13 protein-coding genes are annotated in these 11173 nt (G+C 29.8%); all 13 read right to left on the bottom strand.

The genetic code is table 11. The annotated features are described in order from the left end of the window. Positions 1-213 precede the first annotated feature (213 nt). On the bottom strand, positions 214-597 hold the full coding sequence (locus ACFQ13_RS07135; RefSeq protein ID WP_386115658.1) for a hypothetical protein: 384 nt from the start codon (positions 595-597) through the stop codon (positions 214-216). 17 nt (positions 598-614) lie between these two features. Continuing rightward, the gene (locus ACFQ13_RS07140) at positions 615-962 is read right to left on the bottom strand and encodes a hypothetical protein (RefSeq protein WP_386115660.1); all 348 of its coding nucleotides are present in this window, start codon (positions 960-962) and stop codon (positions 615-617) included. Between the two features lie 713 nt (positions 963-1675). Then, positions 1676-2443, bottom strand: coding sequence for a hypothetical protein (locus ACFQ13_RS07145; RefSeq protein WP_386115662.1), 768 nt, complete (start codon positions 2441-2443; stop codon positions 1676-1678). A gap of 155 nt (positions 2444-2598) precedes the next feature. Beyond that, positions 2599-2817, bottom strand: coding sequence for a hypothetical protein (locus ACFQ13_RS07150; protein ID WP_386115664.1), 219 nt, complete (start codon positions 2815-2817; stop codon positions 2599-2601). Between the two features lie 61 nt (positions 2818-2878). Continuing rightward, on the bottom strand, positions 2879-4306 hold the full coding sequence (locus ACFQ13_RS07155; RefSeq protein WP_386115666.1) for an AIPR family protein: 1428 nt from the start codon (positions 4304-4306) through the stop codon (positions 2879-2881). A 131-nt stretch (positions 4307-4437) separates the two neighbouring features. Continuing rightward, on the bottom strand, positions 4438-5073 hold the full coding sequence (locus tag ACFQ13_RS07160) for a hypothetical protein (protein WP_386115668.1): 636 nt from the start codon (positions 5071-5073) through the stop codon (positions 4438-4440). Between the two features lie 163 nt (positions 5074-5236). Continuing rightward, positions 5237-5902, bottom strand: coding sequence for a hypothetical protein (locus ACFQ13_RS07165; RefSeq protein ID WP_386115670.1), 666 nt, complete (start codon positions 5900-5902; stop codon positions 5237-5239). 302 nt (positions 5903-6204) lie between these two features. Further along, on the bottom strand, positions 6205-7107 hold the full coding sequence (locus tag ACFQ13_RS07170) for a carboxypeptidase-like regulatory domain-containing protein (protein ID WP_386115672.1): 903 nt from the start codon (positions 7105-7107) through the stop codon (positions 6205-6207). 584 nt (positions 7108-7691) lie between these two features. Further along, positions 7692-7979 carry a hypothetical protein gene (locus ACFQ13_RS07175; protein WP_386115675.1) on the bottom strand — a complete coding sequence of 96 codons (288 nt, stop codon included), beginning with the start codon at positions 7977-7979 and terminating at the stop codon, positions 7692-7694. A 161-nt stretch (positions 7980-8140) separates the two neighbouring features. Continuing rightward, positions 8141-8860, bottom strand: a complete 720-nt coding sequence (locus ACFQ13_RS07180; protein ID WP_386115678.1) for a DUF2071 domain-containing protein — start codon at positions 8858-8860, stop codon at positions 8141-8143. 504 nt (positions 8861-9364) lie between these two features. Then, positions 9365-9889 (bottom strand): DUF6933 domain-containing protein, encoded by a 525-nt coding sequence (locus tag ACFQ13_RS07185; protein ID WP_386115679.1) that lies wholly within the window; start codon positions 9887-9889, stop codon positions 9365-9367. A gap of 150 nt (positions 9890-10039) precedes the next feature. Next, the gene (locus ACFQ13_RS07190; protein WP_386115682.1) at positions 10040-10582 is read right to left on the bottom strand and encodes a TPM domain-containing protein; all 543 of its coding nucleotides are present in this window, start codon (positions 10580-10582) and stop codon (positions 10040-10042) included. Then, complete coding sequence (locus ACFQ13_RS07195) at positions 10579-11052, bottom strand: SRPBCC family protein (protein ID WP_386115685.1); 474 nt, start codon at positions 11050-11052, stop codon at positions 10579-10581. Before ACFQ13_RS07195 ends, ACFQ13_RS07190 begins: the two co-directional genes overlap by 4 nt. Between the last annotated feature and the right edge of the window lie 121 nt (positions 11053-11173).

Genomic DNA, 11173 nt, shown 5'->3' on the forward strand with positions numbered 1-11173 from the left:
AAAATTAAAGCCAAACACTCTAATAAAATCAGCTTTATGTTAAATTTCTTCATCATTTTCGACATTGTACACAACGTGTTTGTGTATGGTTAGTTGCGTGGTTAGGCAACTAAGTTAACAAACATTTACGAACCCGTGAAAATTCCGCAGGAATTTTCGCAAGTAGGGAAGAACCTAGCAATTAATTATACACGGTGTTGTGGTTAGTTTTTTTTAGCTATGAACAAAATAAGAATCAGTTTCTTTTCCATTATCTATCATTATTATTTTAACATCATAAAGTAATTCAATTAGTTTGTCTCTTTTTAGGTTGTTAAATTCCTTAAACTCTAAATTTGAAATTTTGTTATCATGAATCAGGTCTCCGGTGTGCATCTTTTTAGCCACAATTTTGTCAATCAAAATGCATAATTCAGTATCAGGAACTTGGTTTTCCGATTTATGCCAAATAAATTCTTGTATTTCCTCAGGGTTAGATTCGTCATAAATTGCAATTCCACTTATTGAGTCAACTTTTTCTTTAATTAATTCAATTTTTTCAACTCCGTATAATTTGAGAAAAGAATTTAAGAAATTAAGTCTTTTAGATTTTTGCATATTATCATTGTAAATTCTTAAAATAAATAAGGTTTTGCAAAATAGAGCCAACTATACCATAAAGTCCAAAAGCAACTAAATATAAGTCCGATAATGAAAAATGTCATTCGTAACTTTTTAATTCTGACTTTATTTTTCAGATAATACCAATCAAATAATTCCAGTAAAACTCCTAATGAATAGAAAATATTTGCTCCAATTCCCCAAATTATAATTCCGATTGTGTCGTCTATAGACCAAGAGTATTCTCCTCTTGAAATTCCATCATAAATTCCAAAAATTCCGAAAAATCCAACAGCAAGATTATAAATCCATCTTTTAGATTCCCACCATTTTATATTCAATTTTAACTCTTCTATTGTCATTTTCTTTAATTAACCACAACGTGTTTGTGTATGGTTAGTTGCGTGGTTTGGTAGCTAATTTAGTAAACTTTTACAGACCAGAGAAAATTCCGCAGGAATTTTCGTAAGTAAGCTTAAAAAAGCAATTAATTATACACGGTGTTAGCAGCCGGCTTTTAATTTTACACAGTTTCATTAAACAACTCTAACATTGATTTTAGCGTATAACTCCTTACCAGTGTCCAATTAGTTTTTTCACGTTCAGATCGGCCGTAAAGCTTTTTAAAATTAAAGCAGAGTAGAGTGAGTAGTCTGTTGGTGTTCTATAATGATCTTTTAAAATCTAATGTTTAATAGTTTTACTATCCAGCGTTGTTAATTCGTGATGTTGAACAATTCTACTTATTCACCTGAGTAATCAATCCAACGTTGTTGCCCCGTATTACTTGTCAATTTAACTTATCCAACTGAGTGGTTAATCCTGCGTTAATATTCCGTATTGCTTATCACGTTATCTTATCCAGATGAGAGTTTAATTGTGACGAGGAATAAAAAAATTTTCGATTAAGAAAGACATTAGCAAAACGTGACTGCTTGCTGCTAACGTGTTTGTGTATGATTTCGTTGCGTGTTTAAGCACTAAAGTTAGCAAATAAATCATAGATAGAAAGTCCGCGAGGACTTTCGTAAGTAGGCTCTAACTAGCAATGAATTATACACATTGTTAGCCAAAGTTATTTTCCGTATTCGTAATAGATTATATTTTGTATTTCTTTTGTCTCATAATCTTTTATAATCTCTTTTTCTAATAAACCATTCTCAAAGTAATAGCTTTCTGTTTCGTCCATAAATTGAGCTTCTCCAACAATTTGAATTTTGCCTAGTAAAGATTTTTTATATTCAAGATGAGGAAATTCAATTAATTTAAATAGTCTACCATTCTTGTATTCGTAAAGTGTTTTCTTTACACTTCCTTCATATTTGAAGTATAGGCATTCGGTTAAAAATCCATTCTTGTTAAATGTATATTTTACTTTGTCTGGTTCGTCAAGATGTATAATGTTATTAACGGACTTTGTTTTATTCCATTCGTGTTTTATTCGATATGCTTCTCCATCATCATATGTATATCGTTCAAAGGATAAATCATCTCCCAGGTATTCAAACTCACCAGTATAAATTTTCACTTCTTTTTCATTTTCAATATTTATAAGAACTTCTCTTATTTTTTTCTCATTTGAATAAGTGAATTTTTTAATTGAATCAAATTCCGCCTCATTTATTGTATCTTCAAATAGATAAAATTTAACAACAAAATTATCATCCGAATGTTCATATTCGGAAATTATACCATTTCTATAATCAATAATTTTAGAAACTTTATAGTCTTTATAAAAGTATTCTTTTCTAATATCTTTTTGCTTCTCTGATTTTGTGAAAATCGTTAATTTATTAAAATCAAGAGGTGCTTTTAGAGGGTCAAAATGTCCTTTGAATATCATTCGTTTTTAATTTTGGCTAACGTGTTTGTATATGGTTTGTTGCGTGGTTTAATCACCTAATTTCGTAAATAATTACCGACCGAGAAAGTCCGCGAGGACTTTCGTAAGTAGGCGAGAAGCTAGCAATAAATTATATACGGTGTTGCCACCAGTTTTTATTTCGTTAAATAGTCAATTAAATTTTTCGTTTTTGATACAAGCTTTACATCTTGTTTATCTGTCTTATCAAAATCTGAATTGTCTATTATTTTAATACATTTTTTAAATGCTTTTATTGCTTTTTCTTCGTCATTTAAAACTTTTAATAATTCGTCACAGTATTTGTCAACTTTCTTACTATTAAATGGCGGTAATTCTCCTTTTGCGTTTAGCATTCTAAAAAGCATTAGAATATGAAATTTTACTTTTCTATAAGATTTATCAATATTACCTTTTCTAAAAAAAAGTTTCGAGCTTATAATAAGCAAAAGCACTTGTATAATATGGTGAGTAAAGATGTTCTGTGTTAAAAATTTGCATCTTTCCCTCATTTAACCTTCTAACTATTAAACCAAAATAACTAGTAACATTATGAGGTTCATTTAAGAACATTCCAACAAATGATTTAATTTGATAAGGAACTGTTATAATTCTGGATTTTAATACATTGTTGTCAGAATTATATTGTTTTGACCTTCTCTCGTAATAGATTTTAGAATCTCCAGTAAATGAGTTGTAGTATTGCTCTAGGCTTCTCTGAAATTGAGTTAACGAAGCAAGTTGTTCTTTTTTTATTGGTGTTTGATTATTTGTTGCAAGTGTAATTCTTGTTTTTATGTCGTCATCAGTTGTTGCAATTAATTTTACTGGAATATTTACATTATTTATGTTTTCAGAACCTCTATTGTTATAAAGAACGTTACTTGTTTGACAACCATTTACAATTTGATAATCTGTTATAGTAAACTGATTCCCTGTTGGCGATATTGAACTAGCTACAATAGTTACACCATTATTTAGGACGCTAAAAATTTCAGACCCAGTATTGTTTAAAGTTGATGATATTCCACCATTTACATCATTATTTTCTCCTTGGAAATCTCTTACGTTATCTTCAAAAACACTTAATAAACTTCCCTCATCATCAGATACAATTTTATAAAACTCTTCGTAAGGAAGTAAACCAATATATGCTTGTGAAATTCCATTTATTTCAGGCATTGTAATTCTGTTGTTGAAGTTTATTGTTGTACTGATAGATTCTTTAGTTTTACGATATGCAGTTGAAAGTTCTCTTGCTCCATAAGGTGTGAAATTAATTTTGTCAAATAAATTTGTTTCCTCAACTGACTCTAAACCATTTTCTATTATACCTTTAAGGTTAGCGTCTTCTGTCCATTTACCAGTTGTAACATAATATAATTTTAGTTTTGGATTGGATTTAAATTTTGGTGCATTATCATATATGTGGTTAGTGATTTCAACATATTTTTTAATGCTTTCATTTCTTACCAATTTAGGTTTGTTTGAAAAGAAATCTAAAACTCCAAAAAAGAATGTATTTATATCTGCACCTGAAAATTTTGAAGATGTTTTTGATTGCGTAAAAATAAATTCGACATCTAGAAAATTGTTTTTTTCGATTAAATCATCAACTTCATCTTTTGATTCCGTTAATTGTCCGTTTACAATAATTGCTAATCCATCTATACCAGTATCATTTCCTTCTCCAATAGTTAGATTTTCAATGTCAAAAGTTTTGTTATATTCATTTGAAACTATTGTATAGTTTACGAGTTTTTCAAAGTCTTTTGAATCACCTTGTGATTTCAGTTCTTGATTAATAAGTAATTCTTTTATAAGACTTTCTGTTATTCTATCCATAGTTTTTTTTCAAATTGGTGGCAACGTGTTTGTGTATGATTAGTTGCTTGGTTTAGCAACTAAGTTAGCAAACTTTGACGAACCTGTGAATATTCCGCAGGAATATTCGCAAGTAAGGAAGAACAAAGCAATTAATTATACACGGTGTTGGCAATTGGCTTTTTTTTCAGATTATTGATTTCAGTTATTAATTCCGCTTTTTGGTTTTCGGTCAATTCATTAAATAATTTGACTTTCTTTCCTTTATAGTTAAATATAATTTCTCCCATTATATGGCTAAAAAGTAATTTTCTATTCAAAGCGATATTCCGCAATGTTTTGTCATAAGTCGATAATGAGTTATCTTGGATTTCATTCCGAACGTTTTCCACGTGTTCCAATTCAAAGGTTTGTTTTTTAGTTAGAAAAGTTCCTTTTTTTGTTAAAGTCATTTTTCCATTTTCAATCCGTAACTCTTGTCGTCCATTAATCAGCCACAAAAATTGTCGTAATCCGATAGTCGCAACAATTGGATGAACAACAAAAAAAACAATTATAAATCCCGTTGTAATTTTAGTTCCGTTTGTATACCACTCTATAAATCCAGAAAAAAACAGTAAACAAGAAAACAATGTAAATCCTAGAGCAAGAAATGTGTTTTTCGAGTTATTCGATGCGCACAAGCTATTGCTTTTTGGTAAGCATACAAACTTTTTCCTATTCAGACCAAAAGTGAAAATTCGGCTGTATTGGTATTGAAAATTTAATGCTTTATCCTTAATGTTCATTGGTTTGTTTAGCTTGTTGCCAACGTGTTTGTGTATGGTTAGTTGCGTGGTTAAGCGAGTAAGTTAGCAAATATAAACCGAATAGAAAATACGTGAGTATTTTCGTAAGTAAGCTAAAACCCAGCAATTAATTATACACGGTGTTGGCAACTGGCTTTTATTTTTATTTAGCTAATTTTAATTCAGTTCGTTTTGTCTTTTTTAGTTTCTCTATCTCTAAATCCGTTAAATTCCATTTGTAAATCCTATTATTGACTTCACTTAAATTTCCAAATTCCGATATAATTTTCTTTTGTTCTGAATTCGATAAATGTGATTTGTTCAAATAGTTTATTGGATATAAGTTCTTTAATGCTCCGTTTAAAATATTGATTTTATTTGAAGTCCAAATATGGTCTTTTTCTATAATATTTACTGAAGTTGAAAATAATCCTTTTTTTATTTTTCTTTCAGTTCCAGAGTCATAATTTGAATTTAATTGAGTTGTATATCCATAATCAAAATCTAATTCGTTTATTAAAACTCTATTTAATTCTAAAATTGAATCTCTATCACAATATTTTGTGCTTATTTGAAGAGAAAAGTCAATTGTTTCTTTTTCAGGTTTTTCATTTAGATTCAGCATTTGATTGCTGATTGAGAAATATGTTTCGGTTTTTTCAGAATCGAAATCGACAAAGCAATAAACCAATTCTTTATTAGATTTTAGTGCTTTTTCAAATCCGCTTTTGGTTTTATAGATTGATTGATAATTAATGTCAAAAGTTTTTGCTTTAAGTTCCGTTAATTGTTCAATTCGTTCAATACAGAAAAGAATTTTAGATTCCATTTCAAACGTTTCTGCTGAGTTTTGGTCAGTCAGTTTGAATAGTTTAATTATCCAATTTTTTGTTCTGTTTTTCTTTAGGAACTTCATTTTTCAGCTTGTTGCCAACGTGTTTGTATATGATAAGTAGCGTGCAAGAGCGTCTATATTTTTCCGCCACGCAACAAGCCAAAACTTTTGTATTTTGTTTTTATCTTAATATTTCAAAAAGCGAAATCAAAAGATTTGGCGACTTACCAAATATACCAAAATTTCCGGTTTAGAAAAGACGTAGCTATTTGTTATATACGTTGTTGGCAGTAGTTTTATTTAAAGTAATTCACTTTCAAATTTAAATAAGGGACGGCAAAATAACCTTTCTTAAAAACAGATTTTTTATTTTCTTTTTTCCATTCTTTTCCTCTGTATCGTCTGTATGTCATTTTTTCTTTCGAATGAGTATATAATAAATTTGGAGATGTCAAATACATATTATTTTCAGGCAACTTTTTATTTGGATTAATTGTTTCTATTCCAATAAAAATACCATCTCTCGGTAAAAAAATGTTTTTATTTGATAGATTAACTTCTATTTTACCATTTTTATTTTCTGGTTTTATAATGATATTTTCGTAAGAAATTAAATCACCTGGATAATTATTAACAGGATTTTTTTTATAAAAAGAGATTCTGTAATATGTTTCAAATATATCAATATTAGTATATTCTCGTTTTTTAAGATTTAATTTTAATTCATTAAGTTTAGCTTTTTTGTTTTTATCATTATTTATAAATAAACAAACTTCGTATCCAAATGGTACAGATGATATAAACGATCCTTTTCTATTAGTACCAACATTATTAGAAAACAATTCATATTCAATTTCCTTACTAGATATAATAACTTCGTTGAGTTCTTCTTTTTTAGGAGATAAAGCAATATTTAAATTATAAACTCTTTCATCCTTATATTTATTTAAGTTGATAGCTTTTTTCTCAAAACCAATAAAGGATATAATTAGAGTATCTATTATTTTAATATTTTTTAAGTCTAGTTTATAATAGCCATTTTCATCAGTATAAGTTCCTTCGTTAACATTTTTTAAACTTATATTTACAAATGGTAATTTTTTTTGATTTGTACTATCAAATACAAAACCTTCCAATATTTGAGAATTAACTGGAAGACAGTAAATGATAAATAAAAAAAAAGAAAAGTATAATTTCATATTTTAATTTAATTAAGAACAACAAGGGGTTAAACTCTCATCGAGTTCGATGTCTGAGCCATCATTATTACAAAATCTATCTTTATTTTCATTATATTTAATTACTGCCAACGTGTTTGTGTATGATTAGTGGTGTGTTTTAAGCACTAAAGTTAGCAAATAAATCACAGATAGAAAGTCCGCGAGGACTTTCGTAAGTAAGCTAAAACCAGCCATTAATTATACACGTTGTTGGGCAACGTTTTTTCATTCAGGCGTATTTTTTAATCCGTCGTTGATTTATTTTCCTATTTCCTTCTTTTTTTTCGCTGTTGAATTTTTTTTAGTTTTCAGTGTCTTTTTACGTTTCGTTAATCAGTCAGAGGTTTATTTTCCAGTCAGCTTTGAAATCTGTCGCAGAATTTTTCTTTTTCAGAATTCAGCTTTTATATTTTTTCAGCAGTAATTAGTATTTACTTTCTTTTATTGAACAGTAACTTTTTGTTTTATTTTGTCAGTCAACTTTCCATTGTTTAGCTTTCTCAAAAAAATAAATCACCGTTCCTTAGTTATTACTTATTACCTTTCAAATATGAAATTTATAATTAATTGATTTCTAATTTTTTAATCTGTAAAAATGATTTTGCATATCCATTGCCAAAACTCTCAATTTTAAGAGCAATTATGTCACTTTCTTTTGCATCAAATGTAACTTCTTGACTTTTTAATATTAATCCACCTTTTGCAAATAATGTGTGTTTTCCTTTTTCAATTTTCCATTTCTTAGTTTCTCCACCATCTAAGCGTCCAATTTTTTTATTATCTAAATAAATATTTAAATCAATTAGACCAAATGTGAATTCTTTTTTTCGTTTAATTATTAATTCCGCCATTTGTCAATCTTTTTCAAATGTTATTTTTTAAATGTTGCCCAACGGTGTTGTGTATGATTAGTGGTGTGTTTAAGCACCTAATTTAGCAAATATAAACTGAATAGAAAATCCGCGAGGATTTTCGTAAGTAGGCGAGAACTAGCCATTAATTATACACGTTGTTAGGTGCAGTTTTTTATTTTTTTCAGTCCAATCCATTCGTGTTCAATATCTTTCATTAATAATGCATTATCAAATTTGACAGAACCTTTCGGAAAAATACTTTCATTTTCAAAAAAGCTTGATTTTACATTCTCAACTTCCAAAAGTGATACTTTCCAATTATATGCTTTTAATTCAAGTCCATCAAAGTTATTTTTATCAGGCGAATATCCAATAGAACCATTTTCAAAGAATTCAGAAACACATTCTAAATTCTCAAATACACTTTCAGTATTCCAAGAGTTTGTTTCTTTTGCTTTTATTGATAATGAAGTTTTGTCATCGCTGATAAAACCGACTTCATATTTTCCGTCTTTTTCATTTACTTTAAAATTAGCTAAATGATGTATTCCAGGAAATATAGTTCCGCCAGCTAAAGAATTTAATTTTGAAGAAGTATCTCTTCTTGGAATATAAACTCCTTCTTTTTGCATTCCGTTTTCAGTCCATTCAACTGCAATTCTATGAGCTCCATTTTCAGAGGAAATTCCGATTTGTTTTGGCAAACCTTTCGGTCTAATTTCTTTTAGTCTTATCAAACAAATTCCCGCAATTCCTTTTCCGTTTACTAATTTAGGTTTGAAAGGTTTTGGTAAATAATTTTCCAAGACTTCCTTATCAATTTGGTAATTGATTAATATTCGTCTATCTATTATTCCTTTTATTTTCGGTATTTTCATTTGAGTGAGCAAATTGCACCTAACGGTTGGTGTATGGTTAGTTGCGTGGTTAAGCCTCTAATTTAGTAAAAATGGACCGAACGCGAGGAAATTCCGCAGGAATTTCCACATGAGCAAGACCCAAGCAATTAAATATACACAATGTTAGCGACCGGCATTATTTAATTTTCGCGCGCTTAGATCGAAGATATGTAATCACACTGGACAGAAACAATGAATAGAGTAGGTACTAACGTCTAGTCAGTCCTGCGTTGTTGTTCCGTAATACTCCTCAATTTGGTTATTCGTGCGAGTGTTCAATCCTGCGTAAGAAATACGGACTTTTAGGATGTCTAGATGTGGATTGATGTGTCTGCTTGGCGCTAACGTGTTTGTGTATGGTTAGTTGCGTGGTTTTAGCAACTAATTTAGCAAACTTTTACGAACCCGTGAAAATTCCGCAGGAATTTTCACAAGTAAGCAAGTAACAAGCAATTAAATATACACGGTGTTGTACACCGTTTTTTATTCATTTATTAGTTTTTTCATTTCGTTCAGAGCTTTTGTGAAATCAGACATTTTTTTGCTTTCTCCAATATGAATAGGAATATTATTTAGTCGATTAGTCAAGTCTTTTATTGGCATATTTTTTAATTCTCCATATTCTGCTTTCCACCAATCTAATGATTGTAAATTTGTGTTTTGAAATCCAGTTGTTTTTCGGTCATTGTCAGTTGGCATAAAGTCAATTTTTCCGATTATAGAATTTAGATAGTCAAAGTCGGTTATAATTCCATCGTAAGTCAATTGTGAGTACAAAGCATCTTTGAAAATTTGCTCAATATTTTTTAAATCTGTCGATTTAATGTCGGTTAATATTACGTTATATTTTGTTTTTCCATTTGTGATTAACCAGCATTTTTTTCGGTCAACATAAAATACGGTTGCGTTCCATTTTCCAAGTATTCCACATTCAGTTTTTTCGTCAGTTGAGATTAATTTTTTAATCAACTTTTCCAGTTTTTTAGTAGTGTGTATTGTCGTTCTCATAAATGGTGTACAACGGTCTTGTGTATGGTTAGTTGCGTGGTTAGGCAACTAAGTTAGCAAACTTTTACGAACCCGTGAATATTCCGCAGGAATATTCGCAAGTAGGGAAGAACCTAGCAATTAATTATACACGGTGTTGTACACAGTACTTTATTTCCATTTTTCTATTAATTCAGTCACACCGTTTTTAATCCCGTTAAAAAATTCTCCATTTTTAAATTCAGGGATGATAGTATTTTCAATTACTTCTTTACAAATTTTGTCAGTCAAAATCAGTTCGGTTCCAGTTCCAGTAGCAATTCCTATTTGTCGACAAGGATTGCACATAACAATTGTCAAGCCGTTATTTTTTTCCGCATCTCCAACTCCCCAATAATTCATTAAATCGCCTGCGTATTTTTGAATATCAGTATAAGGTTTTATGCTATCGATTGATACAACAACTATTTGTCGACTCGTTTGAATGTTATAGTCATAGATAATATCCGAAAGTTCTTTCCTTTGTGAAGGGCTGAAAATACTGTCGTAATCGTTTATTATCTGACCTTTAATTTTTGTTTCTCGAAATTTTATAACTTTTGAGAAATCAAATTCAGTAGTCGTTTTTATAGTGTCCGCCTCTTGAGCAGTTCCTTTGCTAGAAAGCAAATTCAAAGTCAGAAATAGGATTAATATTTTAGTTCCGATTTTCATTTTATCACTTCTTTCCATTTGTTAGATTCTGCAAACTCTTTTACAATTCGGTTTCTTTCAGTTAGTAATTCAGTCATATATTTTTTAAGAAAGAGCTTGTCCGCTAACTTTCCTAAAATTCCAAAAGGCGATTTATAATCAAAAAAGTCGGTCATCAAAGTTGCGCCATTCGATTCCGCAAAGTGATGTTCGTGTCTAAATTCGGCAAACGCTCCTTTAACCATTTCGTCCGCAAAGTAATTCGGTTTGTCATATTCCGTGATTTTGGAAGTAAGATTTTGATAGATTCCAAAGTGTTTTGCTCTCCAAGTTACGCTTTCATTCATTGCGATTAAACCGCTTGTTTTACCAGCGATTGCCTCTTCATTCGTTTGTTCGGTCGATATTTTGTGCAAATCGATACTTCGCGACAAGTCAAACACGATATTTCTGTCGGCTTTTATTTCAGTTTGAAGTTCGATTCTCGGCATTTTTTGGGTATTGTGTACAACGTGTTTGTGTATGGTTAGTTGCGTGGTTAGGCAACTAAGTTAACAAACATTTACGAACCCGTAAAAATTCCGCAGGAATTTTCGCAAGTAGGCAAGAACA

Source organism: Winogradskyella rapida (assembly GCF_042675845.1).
Taxonomy (GTDB): domain Bacteria; phylum Bacteroidota; class Bacteroidia; order Flavobacteriales; family Flavobacteriaceae; genus Winogradskyella; species Winogradskyella rapida.

What these genes read in the sequence shown, in the direction of transcription:
- ACFQ13_RS07185 (WP_386115679.1), bottom strand. Translation starts at nt 9,889, where the DNA reads ATGAGAACGACAATACACACTACTAAAAAACTGGAAAAGTTGATTAAA.
- ACFQ13_RS07175 (WP_386115675.1), bottom strand. Translation starts at nt 7,979, where the DNA reads ATGGCGGAATTAATAATTAAACGAAAAAAAGAATTCACATTTGGTCTA.
- ACFQ13_RS07135 (WP_386115658.1), bottom strand. Translation starts at nt 597, where the DNA reads ATGCAAAAATCTAAAAGACTTAATTTCTTAAATTCTTTTCTCAAATTA.
- ACFQ13_RS07155 (WP_386115666.1), bottom strand. Translation starts at nt 4,306, where the DNA reads ATGGATAGAATAACAGAAAGTCTTATAAAAGAATTACTTATTAATCAA.
- ACFQ13_RS07165 (WP_386115670.1), bottom strand. Translation starts at nt 5,902, where the DNA reads ATGGAATCTAAAATTCTTTTCTGTATTGAACGAATTGAACAATTAACG.
- ACFQ13_RS07180 (WP_386115678.1), bottom strand. Translation starts at nt 8,860, where the DNA reads ATGAAAATACCGAAAATAAAAGGAATAATAGATAGACGAATATTAATC.
- ACFQ13_RS07170 (WP_386115672.1), bottom strand. Translation starts at nt 7,107, where the DNA reads ATGAAATTATACTTTTCTTTTTTTTTATTTATCATTTACTGTCTTCCA.
- ACFQ13_RS07140 (WP_386115660.1), bottom strand. Translation starts at nt 962, where the DNA reads ATGACAATAGAAGAGTTAAAATTGAATATAAAATGGTGGGAATCTAAA.
- ACFQ13_RS07195 (WP_386115685.1), bottom strand. Translation starts at nt 11,052, where the DNA reads ATGCCGAGAATCGAACTTCAAACTGAAATAAAAGCCGACAGAAATATC.
- ACFQ13_RS07145 (WP_386115662.1), bottom strand. Translation starts at nt 2,443, where the DNA reads ATGATATTCAAAGGACATTTTGACCCTCTAAAAGCACCTCTTGATTTT.
- ACFQ13_RS07190 (WP_386115682.1), bottom strand. Translation starts at nt 10,582, where the DNA reads ATGAAAATCGGAACTAAAATATTAATCCTATTTCTGACTTTGAATTTG.
- ACFQ13_RS07150 (WP_386115664.1), bottom strand. Translation starts at nt 2,817, where the DNA reads ATGCTAAACGCAAAAGGAGAATTACCGCCATTTAATAGTAAGAAAGTT.
- ACFQ13_RS07160 (WP_386115668.1), bottom strand. Translation starts at nt 5,073, where the DNA reads ATGAACATTAAGGATAAAGCATTAAATTTTCAATACCAATACAGCCGA.